Origin of the sequence: Sutcliffiella halmapala, from assembly GCF_050107295.1 — a bacterium.
In the GTDB taxonomy this organism is placed as follows: domain Bacteria; phylum Bacillota; class Bacilli; order Bacillales; family Bacillaceae_I; genus Sutcliffiella_A; species Sutcliffiella_A halmapala_A.
Genome location: NZ_JBNIKR010000002.1, coordinates 1 through 22893, shown reverse-complemented (window position 1 = coordinate 22893; position 22893 = coordinate 1). Strand labels below are relative to the sequence as shown.

32 protein-coding genes and 1 pseudogene are annotated in these 22893 nt (G+C 33.7%); 1 reads left to right on the top strand and 32 read right to left on the bottom strand.

Annotated features, from left to right (window positions below; genetic code table 11):
* Positions 1 to 158: 158 nt before the first annotated feature.
* From ACQCT5_RS03730 to ACQCT5_RS03635, 20 genes are all read right to left on the bottom strand, one after another.
* Complete coding sequence (locus ACQCT5_RS03730; protein WP_499639962.1) at positions 159 to 416, bottom strand: CPCC family cysteine-rich protein; 258 nt, start codon at positions 414 to 416, stop codon at positions 159 to 161.
* Between the two features lie 67 nt (positions 417 to 483).
* On the bottom strand, positions 484 to 927 hold the full coding sequence (locus ACQCT5_RS03725; RefSeq protein ID WP_499639169.1) for a hypothetical protein: 444 nt from the start codon (positions 925 to 927) through the stop codon (positions 484 to 486).
* Between the two features lie 135 nt (positions 928 to 1062).
* Positions 1063 to 1332: a hypothetical protein gene (locus ACQCT5_RS03720; protein ID WP_499639167.1), complete on the bottom strand. Its 270-nt coding sequence runs from the start codon at positions 1330 to 1332 to the stop codon at positions 1063 to 1065.
* A gap of 200 nt (positions 1333 to 1532) precedes the next feature.
* Positions 1533 to 2018 (bottom strand): NUDIX hydrolase, encoded by a 486-nt coding sequence (locus tag ACQCT5_RS03715; RefSeq protein ID WP_499639165.1) that lies wholly within the window; start codon positions 2016 to 2018, stop codon positions 1533 to 1535.
* 132 nt (positions 2019 to 2150) lie between these two features.
* Positions 2151 to 2522: a VOC family protein gene (locus ACQCT5_RS03710; protein WP_045516608.1), complete on the bottom strand. Its 372-nt coding sequence runs from the start codon at positions 2520 to 2522 to the stop codon at positions 2151 to 2153.
* Positions 2523 to 2823: 301 nt separating this feature from the next.
* Complete coding sequence (locus tag ACQCT5_RS03705; RefSeq protein ID WP_499639163.1) at positions 2824 to 3276, bottom strand: GNAT family N-acetyltransferase; 453 nt, start codon at positions 3274 to 3276, stop codon at positions 2824 to 2826.
* 87 nt (positions 3277 to 3363) lie between these two features.
* Positions 3364 to 3795, bottom strand: a complete 432-nt coding sequence (locus ACQCT5_RS03700) for a WapI family immunity protein (protein ID WP_499639161.1) — start codon at positions 3793 to 3795, stop codon at positions 3364 to 3366.
* Between the two features lie 176 nt (positions 3796 to 3971).
* Positions 3972 to 4442 carry a hypothetical protein gene (locus ACQCT5_RS03695; RefSeq protein WP_499639159.1) on the bottom strand — a complete coding sequence of 157 codons (471 nt, stop codon included), beginning with the start codon at positions 4440 to 4442 and terminating at the stop codon, positions 3972 to 3974.
* 37 nt (positions 4443 to 4479) lie between these two features.
* A complete protein-coding gene (locus tag ACQCT5_RS03690; protein WP_499639158.1) occupies positions 4480 to 4818 on the bottom strand; it encodes a YunG family protein in 339 nt (112 codons plus the stop codon).
* 82 nt (positions 4819 to 4900) lie between these two features.
* Positions 4901 to 5491: a GNAT family N-acetyltransferase gene (locus ACQCT5_RS03685; RefSeq protein WP_499639156.1), complete on the bottom strand. Its 591-nt coding sequence runs from the start codon at positions 5489 to 5491 to the stop codon at positions 4901 to 4903.
* 40 nt (positions 5492 to 5531) lie between these two features.
* Positions 5532 to 6164, bottom strand: coding sequence for a kinase (locus ACQCT5_RS03680; RefSeq protein ID WP_499639154.1), 633 nt, complete (start codon positions 6162 to 6164; stop codon positions 5532 to 5534).
* Between the two features lie 30 nt (positions 6165 to 6194).
* Positions 6195 to 6719: a 5' nucleotidase, NT5C type gene (locus ACQCT5_RS03675; protein ID WP_499639153.1), complete on the bottom strand. Its 525-nt coding sequence runs from the start codon at positions 6717 to 6719 to the stop codon at positions 6195 to 6197.
* A 190-nt stretch (positions 6720 to 6909) separates the two neighbouring features.
* A complete protein-coding gene (locus tag ACQCT5_RS03670; RefSeq protein ID WP_499639151.1) occupies positions 6910 to 7476 on the bottom strand; it encodes a GNAT family N-acetyltransferase in 567 nt (188 codons plus the stop codon).
* A gap of 244 nt (positions 7477 to 7720) precedes the next feature.
* Entirely contained in the window at positions 7721 to 7900 is a 180-nt protein-coding gene (locus ACQCT5_RS03665) for a hypothetical protein (RefSeq protein WP_499639149.1), read from the bottom strand.
* A 185-nt stretch (positions 7901 to 8085) separates the two neighbouring features.
* Positions 8086 to 8502 carry a GNAT family N-acetyltransferase gene (locus ACQCT5_RS03660; protein ID WP_499639147.1) on the bottom strand — a complete coding sequence of 139 codons (417 nt, stop codon included), beginning with the start codon at positions 8500 to 8502 and terminating at the stop codon, positions 8086 to 8088.
* Positions 8503 to 8607: 105 nt separating this feature from the next.
* Positions 8608 to 9345: a metallophosphoesterase family protein gene (locus ACQCT5_RS03655; protein WP_499639145.1), complete on the bottom strand. Its 738-nt coding sequence runs from the start codon at positions 9343 to 9345 to the stop codon at positions 8608 to 8610.
* Between the two features lie 144 nt (positions 9346 to 9489).
* Positions 9490 to 10041: a 2'-5' RNA ligase family protein gene (locus tag ACQCT5_RS03650; RefSeq protein WP_499639143.1), complete on the bottom strand. Its 552-nt coding sequence runs from the start codon at positions 10039 to 10041 to the stop codon at positions 9490 to 9492.
* A gap of 107 nt (positions 10042 to 10148) precedes the next feature.
* Positions 10149 to 10607: an NUDIX hydrolase gene (locus ACQCT5_RS03645; RefSeq protein ID WP_499639141.1), complete on the bottom strand. Its 459-nt coding sequence runs from the start codon at positions 10605 to 10607 to the stop codon at positions 10149 to 10151.
* A gap of 267 nt (positions 10608 to 10874) precedes the next feature.
* Positions 10875 to 11468, bottom strand: a complete 594-nt coding sequence (locus tag ACQCT5_RS03640; RefSeq protein ID WP_499639960.1) for a DUF2441 domain-containing protein — start codon at positions 11466 to 11468, stop codon at positions 10875 to 10877.
* A gap of 253 nt (positions 11469 to 11721) precedes the next feature.
* Complete coding sequence (locus tag ACQCT5_RS03635; RefSeq protein WP_499639139.1) at positions 11722 to 11895, bottom strand: hypothetical protein; 174 nt, start codon at positions 11893 to 11895, stop codon at positions 11722 to 11724.
* A gap of 136 nt (positions 11896 to 12031) precedes the next feature.
* On the opposite strand from ACQCT5_RS03635, the gene ACQCT5_RS03630 reads away from it, so the two are divergent.
* Positions 12032 to 12469: a hypothetical protein gene (locus tag ACQCT5_RS03630; RefSeq protein ID WP_499639138.1), complete on the top strand. Its 438-nt coding sequence runs from the start codon at positions 12032 to 12034 to the stop codon at positions 12467 to 12469.
* A 167-nt stretch (positions 12470 to 12636) separates the two neighbouring features.
* Here the strand turns inward: ACQCT5_RS03630 and ACQCT5_RS03625 are convergent, their stop codons facing one another.
* The 12 genes and pseudogenes from ACQCT5_RS03625 to ACQCT5_RS03570 form a co-directional block, all read right to left on the bottom strand.
* Positions 12637 to 13659: a hypothetical protein gene (locus ACQCT5_RS03625; protein WP_499639136.1), complete on the bottom strand. Its 1023-nt coding sequence runs from the start codon at positions 13657 to 13659 to the stop codon at positions 12637 to 12639.
* A 244-nt stretch (positions 13660 to 13903) separates the two neighbouring features.
* Positions 13904 to 14590: a metal-dependent hydrolase gene (locus tag ACQCT5_RS03620; protein WP_499639134.1), complete on the bottom strand. Its 687-nt coding sequence runs from the start codon at positions 14588 to 14590 to the stop codon at positions 13904 to 13906.
* 190 nt (positions 14591 to 14780) lie between these two features.
* A complete protein-coding gene (locus ACQCT5_RS03615; RefSeq protein WP_499639132.1) occupies positions 14781 to 15503 on the bottom strand; it encodes a hypothetical protein in 723 nt (240 codons plus the stop codon).
* 79 nt (positions 15504 to 15582) lie between these two features.
* On the bottom strand, positions 15583 to 16041 hold the full coding sequence (locus tag ACQCT5_RS03610; RefSeq protein ID WP_499639130.1) for a hypothetical protein: 459 nt from the start codon (positions 16039 to 16041) through the stop codon (positions 15583 to 15585).
* Positions 16042 to 16124: 83 nt separating this feature from the next.
* A complete protein-coding gene (locus ACQCT5_RS03605) occupies positions 16125 to 16382 on the bottom strand; it encodes a hypothetical protein (protein WP_499639128.1) in 258 nt (85 codons plus the stop codon).
* 489 nt (positions 16383 to 16871) lie between these two features.
* A complete protein-coding gene (locus ACQCT5_RS03600) occupies positions 16872 to 17156 on the bottom strand; it encodes a hypothetical protein (protein WP_499639126.1) in 285 nt (94 codons plus the stop codon).
* Between the two features lie 107 nt (positions 17157 to 17263).
* A complete protein-coding gene (locus ACQCT5_RS03595; protein ID WP_499639124.1) occupies positions 17264 to 17677 on the bottom strand; it encodes a hypothetical protein in 414 nt (137 codons plus the stop codon).
* A gap of 107 nt (positions 17678 to 17784) precedes the next feature.
* Positions 17785 to 19926, bottom strand: a complete 2142-nt coding sequence (locus tag ACQCT5_RS03590) for a S9 family peptidase (protein ID WP_499639122.1) — start codon at positions 19924 to 19926, stop codon at positions 17785 to 17787.
* Between the two features lie 299 nt (positions 19927 to 20225).
* Positions 20226 to 20717, bottom strand: a complete 492-nt coding sequence (locus tag ACQCT5_RS03585; protein WP_499639120.1) for a hypothetical protein — start codon at positions 20715 to 20717, stop codon at positions 20226 to 20228.
* Positions 20718 to 20900: 183 nt separating this feature from the next.
* Positions 20901 to 21365, bottom strand: a complete 465-nt coding sequence (locus ACQCT5_RS03580) for a hypothetical protein (protein WP_499639118.1) — start codon at positions 21363 to 21365, stop codon at positions 20901 to 20903.
* 132 nt (positions 21366 to 21497) lie between these two features.
* Positions 21498 to 21800, bottom strand: a pseudogene (locus tag ACQCT5_RS03575) (uridine kinase family protein); the annotation flags it as partial.
* Positions 21801 to 21911: 111 nt separating this feature from the next.
* Positions 21912 to 22385: a DUF1203 domain-containing protein gene (locus ACQCT5_RS03570; protein ID WP_499639116.1), complete on the bottom strand. Its 474-nt coding sequence runs from the start codon at positions 22383 to 22385 to the stop codon at positions 21912 to 21914.
* Positions 22386 to 22893 lie beyond the last annotated feature (508 nt).

The window sequence follows — 22893 nt, the reverse complement described above, 5'->3', positions numbered from 1 at the left end:
CCCTTTTCTGGCATAACTTACAAATTCAAGAGGAACCATCTAATTTCCTTTTTCACTACAAAATATGTCCCTGAAATATAGAAAATGAGCGCTGATCCTTGTTCCAGGATCGTGCCCGATTGCGGAAGATCGATGCATTATAAAATAGGTAGAAAAATTTAATTTTTAAGTGGTTTCCAGTTTGGTATACGTTCATCTTTCTCACTAGGTTCTCGAATAATAATACGTCTTTCTAAGAAACCTTTTTGATATTGTCGTAAAGAAGGTTCATTTGCGCCACCTTCATAATCAGGATCATTAAATTGTACATCGTCATCTTCCCAAAAGCAGATATCACAAACTTCAAAAGTTCCAGGTGGTTTTGTTTCTAATGTTTTATAACCACAGCATGGACAAAAATATTTGTTTCTTCTCATCTGTTCACCTTGCCCCTGCTTAGTTTCAATTTTGAACAATCGCTCCTATTTAGCTGAATAAGAAAATTCATTCATTTAGATATAAATACAATACTTCATTTGCGTCAGGAGTTTTTAATAATAATTGAGAGTATTTGATTAAGCATAATCCAATAAACTCTTCTTCACCAATGGTATCTACTTTAGCATTGAATTCTTCAGGCAAAAACAAAATATAATCCCCCGCAATTCTTCCCCATAAATCTTGTAAATATTTCAAATCAGCTTTGCTTATGATTTTAGTGTATGGATTACCTATGTTTTTATCATTAATGCAGCTTGGTTCATACCACCAAAGAATAGTGCATTTTTGGGTGCCATAAATACTTGTTATGCAGTCAAATAAGCTTATTAACAAGTCTTTTTCGGGTTCTGCTAATGGGAATTCCATTAATGTCTTTAACTCAGCTTTTTGTCTTATATCTTGACTTAAACCAATTATATCTAAAAATCCTTCCCAAGAGCCTTCCATACTCAGCCTCCTTAGTTTGGTTAATACTTAGAAAATGCTTTAGATAAATTAGGATAGCGACTGCCATTTCTCACAATAAAACTATATAACTGAAGATGACTTATGTTTAGAATAATATAATTTCTCTCTTTTCTCCTAAATAGACAATACAATTAAAACACCCATTACAATAATTGCTAATCCGAATAAAATTACTACTCTTCTTATTAACCAGTATGGTAGATATTTCAATAATAGGGAAAGCAAAAATAATACTACCGTTTCTACTGCTCCATAGTTATAAGCAGCAGTATCATCTACATATTTCTCCTTTTTATGCTCATCTTTGGTTAGTCTCAGTCCCCAAACAATTATGGAAAAACCAATCAAAAAAAGAATTGTCACTCCAACATATACCCAAATCATTGTGTCACCTATTTTCGTAAATTCTTACACTTCTTTCTATTTTTCCGCATATCAAGACAAATATTACTTACTTAGTAATCCGCCCAAAATTACTTAATATCAATTAATACAAAGCTCAACCATTACTCAATAATTATTTTCACAAAAAAGAAGCCTACCTTGTTCCAGATAAGCTCCCTTTTCTTGAAGATAAAATATTATTAACTTAAAGCATAATCAAGTATTTCTTGATATAGATCGTTCCAATTATGATAAAACTCTAATACTTCGCTTGGATGTATTAAAATTCTTTCTCCGGATTCATAGTTGGCTTTAAAGTCATAATACTGGTCAATGTCCATACGATAAAAAACTTGATAGCCGACTTTAGGATAAGGACTGCTTTCATCCCAATTCGGGTTTTCATTGTGGTCAACTACAATATGATCTAACAGATAGCAGCTTCCCGTAACGTAACCTTCTTCATATGCTTCACGCTTTAAACATTCTTCAGGAGTTTCTTCAATTTCAATATGACCTCCAGGGAAGTCCCATCCTCTATGGTTTAAATTCACTAATAGTAGCTTATTATCCTTAAAACAAAATCCGTGGACGCTTGTAATTAACTCTTTTGGAGGCAATTGTTTATCCCGATTCCAACTTAACTTTACTTTTGCTTCTCCCCAATTCACATATATTGCGGTCAATTATTTTCACTCCCAAAGAAAAAAATACTTTCTTCTCTTCAACAATGCTGCCTAATTCTTAAGTAAAGAGCGACTCACATTATGCTGGAATCGCATCCGTTAATGAAATAAGATAATTTATTTATTACAACCTTACCAGTGTACTTGAAGTTTATTACCATTTGGGTCATAAAAGTGGAAAAAGGCATGACCATTATCTTCTTTTATATCCTCGACCTTAACTTGATTATCAATTAAGTGTTGATGAAATTTAGATAATTCTGGACTTGTAAAGCCAATGCTAAATTCTTGCTCATTATCAATTGTAAAATGTGCAAATGTTTCATCTTCGGTAGGAACTAAGATAAGTAAGAAAGGTCCTTCATTTACTTTTAAAATTGCAAGTTCCTCAGTATTGTTTAGTAACTGGAGCCCTAATACATCTCTATACCATTGTGCAGACAGTTCTAAATCTTTTACAGGAATTCTAATATAATGTACTTGTTCAATAAATGATTTACTCATAGCCTTCTCTCCTTTATTTAATCCGGTATATCAAATAGTTCCCTTTCTATATACCTTTTTCCTTCCGATTATTGAATTAACCTGCCCTATTGCTTAATACCAATTATTTCAAATATCGGCTATTTACTCAATATATATTTTTATATAAAAAAGAAGCTTACCTTGTTCCAGATAAGCTCCCGATTGCTGAAGATTTTTTTACTAACAACTAGTGAAAAATTGCATATTCTTCTTAGAATTTCGCACGAACGTAAATATCAATAGTAAATGTTTAAGCTAAAGCATCCCAACATAATTATCACTAAGAAATGCTCAATTCCTTAAACAAATGAATCTGTCCATCTTCTATACGCTCTTCTTCATATCCCATCTTCTTATATAGGTCAATTGCAGACTCCCATTCTATGATTGTTTCCAGCACTATTTTTTTATAATTCCTTTGTTCCGAAAGTCTCTCTAATTCTTCAATTATTTGCTTTGCAAAACCTTGGCCTCGAAATTCCTTTAAAACAGAAATACGAGCCATTCTTACGATATCTATTCCTTCCGCCAGAAGGCCTCCGGTAGCCACCGGCAAATTCCGAAACGTACCAATTAAAAAAATATTTCCGCTTGTCATATATGTTTTGTAGATACTTTCCAGGTCTGGATTGCAATCGGAATCAATCCAGCCAAACCTCTCGTACAAACCTTGCCATATGATTTGCTTCGCCATATATTGTGTCTTCTCATCAATCATTTGAAATTGCAGCATATCTGTTCTCCTCACTGTTTTTCCGCATACATAACACCGTGAAATTATGCTTTAGTTACTTCATAAAATCGCCCTATTGTGGAATAACTAAGGCTTTCCGATTACAGGGAAATGAGTTAAAATATCATCCAATTCTCTTATTAGCCTGTTTAAAAATGTTTGATCTGATTCAAATTCAAATTTAAGAACAGCACCATAGCCCGCAGGATAGCACGTTTCAGCTGTCCACAACATCTGACCTAATTTTCCCATTTGACATTCAAACTGCAAATAACTATCTAAATTTTTTAGGCTTGCTATTCCTTTTAAAGATCGATTCAATAATTTAATTTCATTAACAAAGTCTCTTAATTCATCAGTTCTTAGATCTGCATCAAATCTAACAAGGTAGCCTGGAATCTCTATTTTAATTTTTGATTTAACCCAATTGCCATCCCAATAATCGGAACTGTTAGGATAGTTTCGATGTAACACATCAATCTCTATTTTTGTTTCCTCACCTAAAAGATGGAACTTCATTTCCTCACCTCTAAAATAAACAATTCGGTAATACGAATTAACAATCCTGCCCAATCTTAAGTAAAGGTGACCCACTTTGCTGCAATCGCTCCCGTTACTTGAAGAATAATATTATTTCTTTCACTTATCCCAAGGAGTATTTTGAGTTAAATAAAATAACGCTTATTCTCAAATTACTAATTTTTATCTTTATGTTCTTCTTGGTATTGCTCTTCTAATTCCTTCTCTTTTTTATTAGCTTCTTCAATTTCTTCTTTTGTCATAGGAGAAGTTGTCGCAAGTGGAATGTTTGGTAAGGTGATGTCAAGAGTGTATCTAATACTGTTTTCATAATCCATAAAATGAGCTTCATTTTCAGTTTGGTCAAAACCTAATTCAATTATTGTTTGTTCCTTGTTTTTGAATATTATTTCATAAGGCAGAATTGCAATATCAGCCGTGTCGGATATTTCTTCTCCGTTTGCCTTATTTAACTCAGTAACAAAATTTTCAATGAAGGAAGCATCATCGATGATTTTTACAAGTTCTTTATTCTCCCAATTATAAACCTCTATATTGGTTATGCCTTCAAGATTAAGTTTATTGTTTTGGCACACAATCAACACAAAAGAAATCAAAAGTACCAGGGAAACGATTTTAATTTTCATTATCAACCCTCCTACCTTAACAAGAGTTCATTTCTCGCTAAAAGTTACATAATGTTTGTTTTATAAACCTGCTCTTTAGCTGAACAATGCCGTTAGTACTTTTGATATACTGTTCAGCATTAGTATCAGCAAATGCTTCTTCTCTAGTTGAAAGTAAGTCCTTATAAGCGATGACCTCTTTAAATTGAGAAGCTGTTAGATCGTGTCGTTCCTTATTAATGAAGTTATAAAAATGCCATCCATCTGACAGCTTGGTTTTCCTTATCTCCCCACCCAAGATATCATGTACTACTAATGCAGTTACCCCGCATTGTCCTTTGGCAGGATTGTCCTTACTCCATTTTGAACTTGACTCTAAAGACCAGGATTCAAACAAAAATCTTCTTTACTTCTCCTACTTGTATCATTTTTTTTTCCATTATATAGCCTTCTTTCCCAATAGTCTGATTCAAACTAAGTTAATTAGTTCCCTTTTGAAGACCAAAATTCTTGCTATTAAATTCTTCTTGTAGAATTCCATAAACCGCACAATCCTTATACTGATTTTTTGAATTGCGAATCATATCTCTAATAATTCCTTCTTGTACCATCCCGGCCTTACTCATTATTCTTCCGGATGCTGGATTATCTGTATTGTGTGCGGCTGAGATTTTATGAATATTCATTTGTCTAAAGCCGAATTCTACAATTGCTCTCAATGCTTCAGTACCATAGCCCCTGTTCCACCACTCATAGCCTAGTGAATAACTCACTTCACAATTTTCGGTCATTTTATCAAAATCATACAAGTCTATTTCGCCAATTAGTTCTCCACTATCTTTTAGTTTTATAGCCCAGTAACAAAACTCTTCACTTTCATATCCCGTCACAATCTTGTTCACTCTCTCTATAGTTTCTGAGATTGTTTTATGGGCTGCATTTATGCGGTTGTCTGCTACTCTTTCATCGGCTAGCCAGTGATCAAAAACTTTTTGGGCATCATTGAGATGAAACTTCTCTAGTATTAATCTATCAGTTTCTATATGTGGGGTTCCTAAATACTTAATCACTTTACACCTCATTAATATTTTTTGTACAGAATGTCTTTTTTTATGTAACGCTATATATGTAATCTGCATTTTCTATTGGTTTTTCTTCATTAAGGTAGTAATCTTCAGCTAACCAATATCTTCTTTTATATTTTTCAAGCCTTGCTTGATAGTCACCAAGATACACATCTCGTCCTAAAACTCTCTTAAATCTTAATTCTTGAGTACAATCAAGAAAAATCTTAAAATCAAAGTAATTCCGCCATTCTTTTCTTTGTAAAAATACCCCTTCGACAATAATAATTGCACTAGACGGCATCTTCACTTTTCTATCGAGTATATTGTTACTTGAATTATCATAAAAAGGTAAAGTTAAAAGACTAATGTTACTATGCAATTTCTTGAACAATTCTGCTTGAATCAAAGCAATATCCCATTGTAGATAGTAATATTCGTACCATTCTTCATAACCTGTTTGGTAACGGTTCTCTCTTTCAACAATATAATCATCGATATGCAAAATTACAGTTTCGCAATTTGCTGCCTTCAATTCATTTTTGAGCTGTAAGGCTAGTGTGGTCTTACCTGATCCACCTAGTCCATCAATACCAAGGATAAATGGCCGGTAAGGCGAATTTCGATTTTTATACTGAGATAACAGAGTTCCGGTCAACTTAACTATTTCCATATTCATTCCACACTCTCCAGCTATTTTCTTCAAAATCTATTTAAGAAAATACATCCTTACTTCTTCCCAGTTATTCACACGAACATAATCGGTCGTATATTTATTATGAGGGGCAGAAAATAGAATCCCTTGTCCCTTAAAGTCTTTAAAATGCCTTGGGCTGTCGTCAATTAAATAATCAGCGTTAATGATACTTTTGTTGCCACAGAAGACAAAATTCAAGTCGGATAGGAAAGGAAAATGCTCTTTGAGCCATTCATACTTCGCTGTAAAAGAATTCGGATGTTCCATTGCGGCGGTGGTAATGAAGATTTCAAATGTTTTACTAAGCTCTTTTATTACTTCCTGGCTCCCTTCCATTACTTCTAAATCACGAAAGAAGGTTGGTTCATCTACATAAGCGAGTATTTCTTCAGCAACTTGAGGACGAATTTTCCATAATCTTGTTCCATCTAAATCAGAATTAATCAGCTCTTCATTGAAGTTTTGATTATACATATTCAAGTGTTTCTTATGAAAGTCAGCTATCACTTCATCCATATCTATAGCAATTCGTTTCAAAAAATCATCCCTTTCTTTTAAAACTCCTATTTAATGGCCCTGTTGGTTTGTTTTCAAAACATTATCCTCTTTTTCACTTCCAATTATTTCAAATTTCAAATTTTAATCAATCCTAATATTCAATTATATGGCCCTAAAATGAAAAATGAGCGCTGATCCTTGTTCCAGGATCGCGCCCGATGAAGAAAGATTACTTTGAATTTATGTAATAGACCAGATGGTCAGTCCAATCTTCATATTCATATATAAACCCTTTACGAATACATTCAAATTTCATTCCTGCACTCTTTGCTAAATTTATAGAAGGAGCATTATCAGCGTTTATATGAGCCTCAATACGATGGAAATTCAAGTCTCTAAAGGCAATACTTAGAGCTTCTTTTACCGCCTCTTTGCCGTAACCATTTCTCCAAAACTGATTATGAATCGTGTATCCTATTCTACCCCATTGAAAACTATCTCTTGCTAATGTAGAGAAGTCAACCATTCCCAAATGAATACCATCATTTTTCCGAAAGACACCGAATACGTGAGCTGTATCATTTAATGCTAACTCCTGGTGTTTCCTCACCAAATTATGAAACCATTCCTCAGTACATTCACTCATATCAATTTTTCCTTTGTCGTGTCTATGCTGAGATGGAAATCTATTATTAAACACGTTAAACCAATTTAGATAATCGTCACCTTTTAATGGTCTTATAACTAATCTTTCTGTTTCTGAAATAAAATTAAATGTTTTTTCCTTCGTTAACATTGTGATATCTTCCCTTCTTTAACCTTTTTCGAGAACTACTTGTATTATCTATGTGATTAAATGTATTAGTCATAAGACATCACACCTTTCTTTTTATATTATGAATATTATACCATCACTACTACTAACCAGCTTTTAGCTTAATAACAATTATTTCAAATTTCAATAAATTGTACAAGGATGTTCAACAATTAGGCTCTTTACATTAAAAAAGAGGGCAATTCTTATTCTGGAATTGCGCCCTTTACTTGAATAAAAACATTGCTAAGCTCGTCAGGGAAGCAAATAATATTCCTAATGCTAATGCTGGACCAAATGTGTTCACAAAAACCTTTTTATTGCTATCTTTTCTTTGATTTAACACATATTTTGTTAGTGTGGCAAGGAATGTAACTGAAATAAGCATAAAAAACCAGAGTTTCATATTTATCACCTCCGAATCTTCTGAGCTTCTATTCATCGTTCCAAAAAAGCTATGTCAACTGTTCAATTATTCTGCCCGATTACTTAATACCAATTATTTCAAAATAGATTAATAAACTCAATCATTTTTTCATTAATTAAAAAGACACTTACCTTTTGACAGATAAGTGATCGATTGACTTTCAATTACTCTTTATATGTCTTTCTAAAACCATAAAACGTTCTAAATCCTTTTTGTTCATAATAAGTACGAGATGTACTGTTTGCTAGCATTTCCATTCTTGTCGTTGGGTATAAACTATGGACATAATTAAGCAATACTTCTCCAATGCCTAACCCACGGTAATTCTGACTTATTAATACTTCGCAAATGAACAATGTAATAGATTTGTCTGTAAGTCCCCTAACATATCCAATTACCTGTCCATTTAGTTCTGCTACATAAGCAATATTTGAATTATCCCAAGCTCCCTTTGTACTTCCTTTGTTTCCCACAAGGTTACTCCACTTTTCGTCTGCATTTAGCTTATTTATATGTATAAAGTCTTCTTCTCTATAATTTCTAATCTCAAGCAAGTGTTCATTTTTTAGTCTTATTTGCAAAAGAATCTCCACCTCTAGTTTTCAAAAATACTGTCCAATTCTTAAGAAAGGAGCGACCCGCTATGCTGCAATCCCTCCCTATAAAGGAGTAACTTTTTTAATTTTTTATTCTAAAATACGATGTTGATTCCCATAAAAGAAATTCAAAATAGAGTCTTTAGCTGGAACCTGTAAGTTACAATAATCAAGCAGGAATTTTTTGTTGTCGTAAAGGACTTCTTTAAAAGTACAGTTGATAGAACAGTTATCTCTTATTTGCAATGTTGAATATGCAGCAATAGGTTTGTGATTACAACCCAAAGAACCTGGATTAATAAATAGTTGATTATTTGTTTTAAAATGGTGGAGTATATGGTGATGACCAAAACAGATTATCTCTGCGTCTTCATCTTTATATAATTCGTCCAGTTTTGCTGAGGAAGGGCTACGATCTATCGGTAGATATTGACCGTTACAGTCCAAGTGATAATGAACAAAACGTATTTTCATACCGTTAATTTCAGTAGTTATGCTTTTTGGAATATTACTTAGAAAAGAGTGAAACTTCGGATTCATATGCTTGGCAATCCAATAATGATGTTCCCTTACCTCACCTTGGCTTCCAGGTTCTTTCCCTTCGAGTATATTAAGAATAGCTTCATCGTGATTACCTAATACCAATGTCATATCACTTCGTGAATGCAATTGTTCAAGAACTTCATCTGTTTCGTGTCCAATAGCAATTAAATCTCCCAGGCAGTATATATGTTCAACTTCACAATCACTTTCAATATCGGAAAGTACGGCTTTTAGTGCGGCACTGTTCCCGTGTATATCCGTTAAAACTGCAATTTTTGTCTGCATAAAACTCTCCCGCACCTTAAATTAGGCGATTGCCCTATTAGGTTATCGCTTCCTAATATTCAATACAGATTTCTATATATAATTGATAGGTTTCTTCATTCAAACTGTATGTATGTTCCCGTATTGATTCTTGCTTACTTTAGGTCAATTACCTAAAGACACATCTAAATATTTTTCGTATCTTTTCTTTTCTACATTGAATTCATAGATCCTAATAAAATTCACATCAAAATTAGGGTAAGGCATCAATTCTTTTTCAGCTATTTTTTCCATTTCTTTTAGAGCTTGTTTTGTTAGTCCAGAAGAAATGTTTCCACCGTACTGTTCTTTTCCTAAGGTTAAGTGGGGTACGAAGTTATCGAGTTCAAAATACTGCTTTATTAGGTCATTTGATGGTGAAATTACTTGTACTATTTTATAATGTAAGTTGACTAATTCATTTGAATTAACACTCAAATATAGAATGTTATCTCCAAAATACCGTGGCTTATCTAATGATACTTTAAAGGGTTGAAAATTCTCACATACTTTTTGTACTTTGTCTATCCACTTTTTATCTGAGGTTAACCCCCCTTGTGCTTTCAAAGTTATATGTGGTTCTACACCTAAATGGTGTACCCATCTTTTTTGAAATTGCTCAATTTGTTTTAAACATTCTTCTGGTGGGACGATTCCAATGAAATACTTTAGGTCCATTCTTCTTATTCCCCTCCTAATTCTATTAAACCCTTATTCAAGAATCTCTTCCCCTTTAATTGAACAAAAAAACGCCTAATCCGGCAGCTCATTGAACATAGTATACTTTATTTCAACAATGTAGAATAAATAAATTCCCTTATCACTATAAGGTCTGGAGGGCTTATGTTCGAGGGAATTTGATTAACATTAAAAAAGCGTAATTCTTTAACCTCATCGTTATCTATTCTAATTTCTCCATCATAGTCCGTACAAATATAGGTAGCAATTACATTATATACTTCATCACCGTGTGGATACTTATAGTAAAATTCTTCTCCTGAAAAGATTTTAAACAACTGTAGTTCATTTGCTACTAAACCGGTTTCTTCAAGCAACTCCCTCTTAGCCGCCTCTTCTAGTGTCTCTCCAGGCTCTAGAGAGCCTCCCGCCAATCCCCAACAGTTATTATCTTTTCTTAATTGTAATAACAACCTATTATTTTTATCTAAAAGGATAACACTTGCTCCAGTTATAACAAGTGGACGACTGCCAACTATTTTTCTTAAATCTATAATATAACCCATAGAAACACTCCTCAAAATAAGATTTATATGTATTTCGACCTATGGAAGGTAAATCCTTTTTTGTAGAACTATAAAAAAAGCTGCCGCAGTGACAGCTCTGATCTTCAACACTTGCACCCTTTAGCAGAAGACTTGATTTCAAGATAATCTTAAAAGACATTAGTAATTGGTCTTCCGTTAATTCCCTCTTTTGTTGAATATCTTAAATACTATGTCTTGATAAACTACAGCTACAAGTTGGTTAAACAAATACGCCTTTCCTAGATTTTAAGCTGAGAAATCATCAATAATTTCTACCACTTCAATTTTTCCGTTAATCAAAAGCTCTGGAAGCTCGCTTTTTACATTACCCCTCCAATATTCTCTAGCTTGTTCAATTTTTTGAGTGAAAGGAACCCCATCTTCCTTTGGTAATAGGTTTCCATCACCTTCAAAAGAATTTCCAATAACTCGAAGTTTAACAATCTGCAAAACTTTCCGATTGTAAGAATCAAATAATTCTTTCCATTTCAAAACCTCTTTATAGCTTTTTGCAGCATATAAGCAAGACAATCTTGAAGGATATTCAGGATATTCTTGTAGTCTAACCATTTCTACTATCACTTCTCTAATAGCTCTGATTGTTTGACCTACATACTTAATAGCAACTTCGGCATTTTCTTTATTTATGTTCAAGCCTTCATTTGTATAATTACCGTATAAAATCTGAATAAAGTCTTCACCTTTAGAATTCGATTGTTCCTTCTCAAAAAAGAAACTATATAAGGTATTTTTTTGGTTCTTGTCAAAGTTAATTATCTGCCCAAGACTCATTTTTTTCCTAGTAACAATATGATAAACATACAATTCGTTTTTATTTATGGTCTGTCTCCTATTGGTCTTCAACATTATTAACTCCTATTTTCCCAGAATAATGGCGTACCATGTAGAACTCCCTGCTCCGTTAGTTAAAGTGTAAAACTTCACAGCAAAAATATCCGTTTAATATTTAAGTTCGTTCTTCATCAATTTAGCCCTGAATGAAAATTTAGCGCTTATCCTTGTTCCAGGATTGCTCCCTTTTCTTGAATAACAGACTCAATCCAAAACTTTTGCCATCGTACCCAATAATGGATTAAGAAGAGCAAGCTTTAAATAAAACAAATATTAGAAGTATAATCACAATCAATAAACATCCACTTCCATTAGGATTAACAGTAATAGCTCGATTCAGTGCATTGTTAAAAGCCGCCCCTGGGTTTCTTTGTTGTTCTCTATTCTTGAGTCTTTCTCTTTCCTTTTCTGACATTCAATCCCTCCTTCTGTATGTGCATTACTCTATAATGAATTATTTCATTGACTCAACAATCGCTCCTGATTGTGGAATCGTTGTGTCTGAATAGAGACCAATTAATAGGAAATTCTAAAAAAAAGGAGGCAATAAAATGAAGAAAGTGCTTATCCATGTAATAGGCTTGCTTTGTTTGTTAGTTCTTGCTGTAAGTCCTATCTCAGCCCAACAATGGGAATACTCTAATAACAAAGAAAGAGAATTCATGAGTGAAGATGAGTATTATCACCAGCTAAAAGCTTCTATTTACAAAGAGTATGAGGACGCAACATTTAGTATGAGACAAAAAATACCTTACAAGGAATTTCCCGATATTTTGTGGAGATTTGAAATGAAAACAGGTGCACATGTAAATCAACCAAAACAAAAACTCACTCCTACTATTCATCCCGACCGACAAGTTTATTTTTTCGGTACTTTTATTCAGACAAAGGACAAGGAAAATTGGAAGTATATCGTTATTGACGCAGAATCAGGGAAGTCACTCGAAGGCGGATCTAGGTTTCACAAGTATGAAAATCCATACAATTGATTCAAAAAGACCTTCCATAACCTATGGTTAGGTCTTTTCTAATATTATGAAAGGGGACACATCTTGCTCCCGATTATAGAAGATCATTATATTTTCTTTTTGAAGATACGAACAAGTTAACACAATAAGAAATGGGGATTCTTACTTTTAAAGAAACACACTTGTTATTAGACAATATTTTCACAAATGTTAATTTCATTATTCTTAAGTGCATTTGATACCCATTCCCCAAAACCCATCCAATTAGAATTCTGTTCAGGTTTTTCTTTACTCAACTTTTTGTATATCTCCATTGAAAATGGCATTCCATTATTTTGGGTATTTAAATATTGAATACATTCATCATTTGTTCGTAAATTTAGAGCTTGTGTTAAATAGGCTTCGGCTCCAACCACAAAGAATTCTTCTGGTCCACTGTGCCAATTATTTATAATATCTAAGTAACTTTGATTGAATGTTTCGCTTTTTAAGCGAAACTTTTCTTGTTCAATTTGTGCTATTTCTGAACCTGGAAACCCGTGAATTGTCTCATGAATACAAATGCAAGCCATCTGTTTTGGTAAAGGCATATAACCTGGTGGTCCTTGATGTGTTACCATACCTTGTTTTGACAGTTGGAAAGCTATGGGTTTAATATATGTAGCCAAATAAACCTGGTATGATTTCGATGGTAAATCGGTACCTAAAAATGTTGAGAGAGTGGTTCGAATATTTTGATATGGAATTAATGATGACATCGCACCATTTAATTGACCCGCAACATTTTGTATTGATGGTTTAATATTTCGTCTCCAATTTTCATCTATATCAGATTCTTTTATATGAACAAAGCAATCTAATAAAAGTTCTCTTTTCTCTGATACATTAGCAGCGAGTTGTTTTATGTATTCTTCTTTTATATCAATATTGTTAATTAATTGATTAAAGTCTTGTAGGGACTTAATAACATCATCTAGAGATTTCACACTAAAAAAAGATAGTAATTTACAAAGCCCCGACATTGAAAAAACTGAAACTACCTGATCTATTAATTTTAGTCCAGCGTCTCCAAGTCTAATACTATAATGTTCTCTAACACCTTGATAGTGTCTACTGTAAAAATCATTATTTGAAATAGCATTTAAAAATAAGATCATATCGAATGCTTCATTTGGTTGAATAGACCATTCTGAAGTATGTGTAGCAGTCATTACTCTTCACCCCTTATACTTCTTTAATTCTCCAACAAGCTAATAAACCCCTTCAGTGATTATATGGTATCAATTCATATATTTTATTAATTTTAAAACAAGGAGGATTGCAGTAGAGCAATCCTCCTTGTTCAACATAAGCTCCCGATTGTTTAAGAAGAACTTTTTACAAACCCAACCAATTTTAACACAATCATCCTTTTAATCTCTTCTACTCTAAAATGGACCTAGACGGAAACAAACGTTAATCATTCCACTCCCTTTCTCTTTCTATTTGAATATCCCTCCCAAAAATAGAAGCAGAACCAATAATAGATTGTTCATCAGTCCTAATCATAAATTCCCACCTTTTATCCCATCTTGGGTAAATGGACAATAATGTAATTTCATGCTCTTGATATTTACTTTTTAGTGTTTGGTGGAGTTGTATTTTTGAATAGGATAAAATTCCAAGATATAATGCCACAATTAGTAAGGATGACAAAATCACTAACTTTCCTTTTCTATAAAAGATAGCAATTATCGATGCAATTGAAAGAATATATAAAAATAATTCATCGTGGATAATGTGAAATCCATACTCCTTCGTAACAAACGGATATAATAATGCAACACCATTTCCAATGTAATCAATAAATATGTGGCTTAAAACAGAAAATGATAACACAATCCATAATTTGATAACTGATATTCCCAAAAATAGTTTTCTTGTTATTAACATAATTAATAATCCAATAATCGGAACCGATAATAATGAGTGTCCATATAATTCTCCCAAAAACTTTGTTATATCTGGTGAAATTCCTGCAAAACCGCCAATAAATAAAACTAAAGATCGTTTAGCCATAGAATTATAATGTTTATTAAGAAGTACATATGTTATACACGCTCCAACAGAAAGATGGAGAATGCTATGAACGATATATCCCAACAACATTTCCTCCTTTTGTTGTTCAGATTTCAGCTAATTTTTCAAATACTTCTTGAAGAAACCTGCCCTATTGCTTAATACCAATTATTTCATAATCTAAAAATTCCTACAATATGATATTCTTCATTCTCCCAAAAATGAAAATGAGCGCTAATCCTTGTTACAGGATTGCGCCCGATTGTGGTATAATTTACTTCCCTGTTGTTATGGCTGTTTCACTAATAATTGAGCTAAGTTTTAATCGTCCCATCCACTTTTCAGCTTCACTAATGCTTCTAGTTATCCCATTTATTTCTTCGTGATACTCTAAACCTTCAACAGGATAAAAACCTATATCTAGTTTCGCAATTCTATGTACTATCATTGGCCATTCAGCATCAGTCATCTTTTCTTTTGAATATTTATTTATGTATTCCGCACTAACCTTGGAAAACAAACAAGATCCAGCTGTTATGTCAACGTTCATTCCAAATTCTAGAGAACAAATTTTGTTTGTTATCTTTTCCGTCTCAATCCATTCCTCAGGGTGTGTATTCATTGCTCTTTCTGTACGCCCTAAAATAAGATAGTCGTAACCCTCTGGATTTGATGTTACTTGTTTCAGTTCATTCATATGATTTTTACCCCAAGTTAGAAGTCTATCAAAATCACAATAATGATAATATTCACTTTTTCCCGAGAGTCCAAAGCTCAAAACTTCTCTTCTTGCCGCAGCCGCACCATTTTTTGGTATCACTTTAACTTTAAATTTGCTTTGTTTCATTGCTTCCAAGAGTTTAATACACGATGCATCACTGATTGTAATAAATAGTTCTGAATAAATTCCTTCAATCTCTTCTTGTAATTCTTTAAAAAGCTTCATATTTTTCCCTGTTGGATCGTGTGTAATTGTTATTAGAGCAATTTTTGGCAAGGGGTTCACCTCAGATATATTAATTCGCAGAGCAGATAAGCTATTTCCGTATTAATCAAACGTCCTTTAATTGAATAATCTAAATCCATTTATCTAATGTCCAGCCTTCAGCCAATCTATTTTTTAGTAAAGTATCATTCCAGGTCCCCCAAGGTGACATTTGCATTTGCTCATATGTTAATTTTTCTACTCTTTCTCTTTTCCAACTCTCATAATCAACAATATGCCAACAAATAAATTCACCATTTACAATGTGCTTACTTCTGAATTTTTTCGGCAAGGAAAAATCTAGTGGGATAGGATGGTTCCCAATTTTTTTAACTACCTTTTGCCTTACAGCATCTATTAAAGGAAAATGAATACAATACAATTCTAGGTTTAACTGTAAATCATCTTTAGAAGTATATCCTTCTTCATACAAGTTGGGAAAAATACGAATTAACTGTCCCATGGTTTCATCACTATGAACATATTGAAATAATCTTATCCCATTCAATGCTACTATCTCGAAAACATCCCCAATTTTTAACCGCGACAACCTAATCAGCCCCTAAAGAAATTATTTAAATTTCCCCTTAACTCCACAATTCAGGGCGATCCATGATACTTTAATTGCTTCCATTAGCTGAATGAAGTGGAGATATTATCACCATTAAAGGCAATAATATGGCCAGGTACCTTCTCTTTTGCAAATAATTCATTTAACCAGTTTTCGTATTGAAGGTAGCTTTCAGGGAGACTTGTTTTAAGATTACTTGTATCAGCATTTTCATCTATAACTCTCTCATACCTTTCTAATAAATCGACAGCATTGTTTAGAGTAGGAAATTCCTTTATAAAATCCTGAATCAGTCTGTCTACGATATCGATATCAGACATAAAATCACCCCACTTTCCAAAAATCACTTAGTATTATTGCAAGTACTGAAGTAAATAAGTACTCCTCAATCGCGCCCTTTACTTGAATAAAAACATTGCTAAGCTCGTCAGGGAAGCAAATAATATTCCTAATGCTAATGCTGGACCAAATGTGTTCACAAAAAACTTTTTATTGCTATCTTTTCTATGATTTAACACATATTTTGTTAGTGTGGCAAGGAATGTAACTGAAATAAGAATAAAAAACCAGAGTTTCATATTTATCACCTCCGAATCTTCTGAGCTTCTATTCATCGTTCCAAAAAAGCTATGTCAACTGTTCAATTATTTTGCCCTTTAATAGAATAACATCTATATCTATATTTTAACATAAATTACCATAAAACTTCTATTTATTATTTGAAAACCACAATATCTAGAAAACAGGCAACAAAAAGAAGCTCATCCTTATTCAGGAAATGAGCCCCGTTAGTTTAAGTGTAATTATTCTCAATCCTTTTGAAGCATATTTGGTTTGTTACTCTGAAGAATTATAGATTGGACATTCTTCAATATGCTTTCCTTTGCTAAAATAAAGAATACCCCAAGAATAAAAATAATTATTAAAAAGACACAAATTAGCCAATACATCGAAGGATAATTATATGTTACAGTTGTAACTCCTGAATTATCATTTGTTATTTTTTCCTCAAGAGGATAATAAAGAGTATCTATAATTAGGTAAGTTAGTATAGCTGAAAAGCTAAGAAATATTCCTACTGCACGTATCATCATTTCCACCTCTTAAAAACTACTTTAATAATATACTCTTAAACATAATAGATAGAGCTGAAGACCAGCCGCCCAATCCTAATCAATCACACCCAATAGCTGAATAAAAACTATTGGTTTTCGATTGGTTCTATCTCAAATCTTAGATGATCCAAATCCCAAATATCCTCTTCAATATTCGCTTCAACAATAACCAAAAGGTTATCTCCAACTTTATATTCCTCGATTTTATCAACAGGAATTCGATAGGTAAGTCCTTGTTTTTTACCTTCTGGTGCATCGTATTCCTTGATAACCAACATACCTTCATCAATAAGCTTCTTCTCAACAGTTCCTGTAAATCTAAAGTCTTCGTGCCATTCAACAGTACCATAATTACAAGCAGACAATAAAATTACTACTAAACTCATCCAAAAAAGCTTTTTATAAATCCCCATTTCTATATCCTCCCGCCCCATTCCGTATTCAATAATCCTGCCCGATTGCTTAGTACTAATCATTTCAAAAATATAACGTATACTCATTGTATATTCATCTTAAAAAGAAGCTTACCCTTGTTGCAGATAAGCTCCCAAGTAATATCGAAGCACTGTTACTTTCCAGATAGGATTATTGGTAGTTATTTTGATGCTTAGAGGAACTTTTCTAACCAATCAAATACCCGTTGATAATAATCTTCTATGTTTTCGTGGCGCCATGAACTTTGATGATGATCTTCATCATAAAGTACAAGCTGGGCTGGTTTATTCAACCTCTTCAGCGCGGAAAACATCGGTCCTGCCTCTGCATGACAAATGTGGTCTCTCGTGCCTTGGACGATAAGTACCGGTGTTTCTATCTTATGAAAATCAAATATGGGGGAATTTCTGATATACCGATCCTGCTCGTCCCACATCGTTGCACCCATATTGAATATCCCCCCCTCTATCATCCCGTAATTGGAAGTGGTATCAGGATCCCATGAATCAAATTGTGTATATTTGCTTATGGTATTGGCGATTCCCGCTGATATGATAGCCGCTTTGAACAGCTGTAATCTTGTGATTGCAACCAGTGCGGAATAACCTCCGAACGAGTGGCCGATAATGGCAATCCTATCTGGATCAATATCAGGATGTTTCACTAATGCTTCCACTGCATTTTCAATTGCCTTCGTGATTTCATCCGCAGGCTCATGACTCCAGGACCTGGGTAGATCCGGTAAAAAGACAGCATACCCTCTGGATGCAAAAAGTTGATGGTTGTCACATTTTGTTTGACTCAGTCCAAACAACCGGATACTCTCGGATTGCATCGAACCGGCATATACCCGAATGACGACAGGAACAGGCTTTTTTATGTTTTTTGGTAAAAGCAGTGCACCTTTTAGTTCATGATCATCAGTTTTCCAATGAATCAATTGAGAAGTACCAAGCTGTGTAGAGCTTAACGGGTTAAGTTCGATCGTCTTTTCATTATGGGATTGTATATCAAACACTTTCAAAGCTGGTGGTTGGTCTGCGTCCTGAAAGAAATAGGCTATTGTCTTTTCACCAGAAGCACTTCCGCCTTCGTACCAAGGAAGGTGCCCGGCCTGCTCTTCGATTAAAGTGGTTTCCTTCCCTGTCCTAAAATCCACCTTGCAAAATCCATCTTTGCTCCCATGAGGATTATGAGTTTGAAGAAGTATTTGATCATCAAGGGTTACAGGGAATGCAGCAACAACAATTCTTTCACCATTAATGGTGATTTCCTCTAATTCGCCTGAATCATGACTGAAACACCATAGTTTGCCGTTCGCAACGAGCGCGACTTTCCCATTATTGAAACGTTTGGGAGGCTCATTATCATGCCCTAAATGAATTTTTTCATTCTTGTAGAGTAGCTCCACCTTCCTGGTATAGGTATCTACATGCCACAATCCACCATCAGCTAAAGGACCACTAGTAGTATAGTAGATTGAGTGTTTATCACCCCAACTGAAAGTCAGCCCATAGTTCATACGGATATCACCGGCGACGCATCTGGGAGAGTCCTCAGAATCTAATGAACAGATCCATAAATCATAATTATTCTGTTGTGAATCTACCCTTTCTTCACCTGAACAGCTTGTAAAGGCTAGTGAGAGGCCATCCTTAGAAAGTTCCATTCCTACCGGTCTCAGTCCACTACATAAAAGTGTGGAAGTCCCAGCATCAAGGTGTATTTTCCGTATATCCGCTCGATAACGGTTCACCCAGGAATCATCATCAATCTTACTAGCATCCGCCTCATTAATCAGGGTATCAAACACCTTAGGCTTATTATCTGTGGATATGAAGATATCTTGGTTTGTAGTAGAGTAGAAATCAGCACTTAAACCATCTGAAGGTAATGACTTCACAATAATATATTGTCCATCCTTGCTCCAAATGGGTTTTTCAAATCCAAAGAAAGGACAAACGATTTGGTCGGATGCTTTTTTCAATCCATTTCCCTTGGAATCCCATAACCAAAGACATGCCTTACCGTCTATATCTGCATAAAATGCGAGAGTCCTGCCATCAGGAGACCATACCCCTGCCCAGCTGCTATTTCCATTTGGGGCAACCGGAAAAGCATGTCCCGTCTCCATGTTGCATACCCACTGGGAGATTCCCTCCACAACCATCGATACACCTTCAGATTTTTGCTCCACTCTGTTTCCGTCCAAGCAAAAAGCCAACCATTTGTTATCCACAGATATTGACATCGGGATCCTATCTGCAGGTTCTTTTATATTTAATATTTCACGTACTGTTATTGTTTGTTCCATATATATTCCTCCAAAATAAATAGAAATTAAATAGTTGTGTAATTTAAAGTCTACCTATTTGGAGCCCTCTTTAGGAAGATCTAACTTTGGTATCCAGATAATTTGAAAAAACCACTTATCTAATTTTATCATTTTCATCCACCTGTTCTCCTTTGAGAATTTTGCTTAATTCCAATTATTTACTAATCTGGAAATTTATTCAATAAGATTTTATCCATGGCCAATATAAAAACGAGTAACTCAATTAGCAACAAAAGTAGCAGTAAAAGGAGCAGATCCGTTATACTTCTGTTTTATTATTAATTTAGTTCATCAATTGACTTGAAAATTCTTGAATATACATCTTTGATATTGTCAGTAGTTTTTTTATCATTATACAAACCGTAGTTCGAACTTTTTAACGTACCATCTTCTTGTGATTTAAGAACGCCAACCGCATAACCATTGCCGGCAGACCAACTCCAATTCTCATCGTACTTTGTTTCCTTCACAGTAAAAGGAATATGATTTTTGGCTGAAATAAAAAAGATTGGAATAGTTGAATTTAAATAAACATCCGCATACTTGCCTTCAGCAGCTTCAAAAAGTTTTCTTTCCGTAATAAAGACCGCATCATAGGAGTTTATTTTTTCACTTGTCATTTCATCAAATGAAATCTTCGTAAATCTTACCTGTTCCTCTTTTACTTTTGGCGGGTCTCCAACCACTGCAATTCCTAAAGAATTTCCTTCATAAGCCTCGAAATCAGGGCTTGAAGTACAAGCCGTTAGTGCTATTGTTAGAACTATCAAGATTATACTTAATTACCTCTTTCCTTTTGATCTTTTCATATGCAACCCCCTTTGAAAAATTATTTTAAATTACACAATAACTCTAATTTATGCTTATTCAGGAATGCTGTCCGTTTGTTAAATAAGGAAATTTCCCCAAACAATATCACTCTTTTCTGAGTTTAACCCTAAATAATGTTTTTCCTATTTTATATACTCAACGTCTAAGCTTCTAGGTGACTTATTTGTATATGAAATCCAATAATTAATTGCCTTGGAATATTTAATTTGTTTTGCATATTCACCGAAAACTTTTACATAATTTATCTCTGGGTCATTGGGAATCATAACATTTACTATCATTGGATCTGAAATATAAATATGACCACCTGATAATTCTGGCCCACCTATACCTATTTCCCATTCCAATTTCCCTTTATTATTCTTGATGAACCCGATATTTAACTGCTCATTTGATTTGCTCGTATAAACAACAACTATAAAATCACCTTTTATGTCATATTCGATAACTGTCTCATAATCTCTATTTTCACTATCCTCCAGAAGATTCACAATCTCACCCTCAAGTGATACTTCCCGAGAACATCCCATCAATAAAAATAATAGAATTAATGGATAAGCAAAAAATGCACTTGTTATTCTACTCACAGTTCCCTTCCTCCCTCACAACACCTAAAAGCTTCAAATTACTGAATTCTTTTTCAAGACACCTGCCCTATTATTTAATACCAATTATTTCATAATTTGAAAATACCTACAATTAATTATTTTTCATTCTGTCTAAAATAAAATGAGCGCTAATGGTTTGGGACATTTAACTTCTTCCCTGATAATTGTACTTGTTTTAAAGCTATATACTGGCGTAGGAGTGGTTTTATCATCAATAAGGTTTCTTATATCTGAAATTAATCTATTGATATCAAAAGCACTAGGGTGATCAAAATTAATATGTTTTAATTCTTCCTGGCTTACACCTGTTCTGTCTTTATAGTAATTATCCAATTCTATTACTACAACATTTTCCCTATCTATCCTCTCAACCAAATTATTAACAAAAGTTGATTTACCGCAACCTGAACCTCCACATACCCCTACAGCTTAGGCGTTTAAAAGAAGATAAGGAACCATGTAAATGGTATAGTTTACTTAACTATTAGACCCAATTATCATATGGCAAATTATACTTAAAGATTTTCACACTCTATTAACAAGGCAGTTATAGCATCCTGGTTTAGCGTTAAGAATGTGAATATATTCTACTTCTTTATTATCCAAAATCTCATCTATATTTTCTCTTAAATTTACACCTTCTGTAACCCTTGCTTCTACAATCATTGAGTCATCATTGTAGCCGCGTACAGATAGATACCTATGATGTAACATTTGCGGAATTTCATTTACATCTAGCTTAGCGGTAGTTGCTCCCTTTCGTATAAATATAGGACCACTTGCTTTATAAGGCGAATTAACATTATGATATTGGTAATTCAGTAAGATTACCTCTTCTCCTACCTCTGCATCCTTCAAACTTATCCTGCAAGGATATCCAGGATTGTTATTTGCTATTATTTTGACTGCCCCGATACTTTTTAATGCTTCTTCATTCATTAGAAAAAGGTTATTAAACTCCTTCTCTTGTAACGCAACGATTTGAAAGTTATTTCTCATATTCTACCCCTCCAGTTGTTAAAGCATTTCACTAATGATCTACAAAAAATTCAACCTGCCCGAATGATAGCCTTCCGTTTGAAAGAAAATCTTAATATGTTCCATAAAATCTCTTCACTCTTATATATTGTTATGTCATTCTCCTTCAACTCTACTGCCTGTTCGCTTTATTCCAATTATTTCAAAACCATCATAATATTACAACAATTTTTGAGAATAAATAAGCACGATGTTAGACCATCGCGCCAATGTCATTCATTCAAATAATGATGTTAATTTCCAAAAAAATATCTACTATTGAATCCCTTGCTGGTGCCTACTCAAATAATCCATCATTGTTCCATTCTTGCGCCCTATAATGGAATACTAAATCATGATCTCAATCTTAAAATCAATTAATTCTTCTTTCACTAAAGCACCCAGTTAGCACAAGAAGACAATAGTTTACTTAAAGTTTTTTTATTTTTTTAATTTCATCTTCTACTATTTGATAATCTTCGTTTTCTTC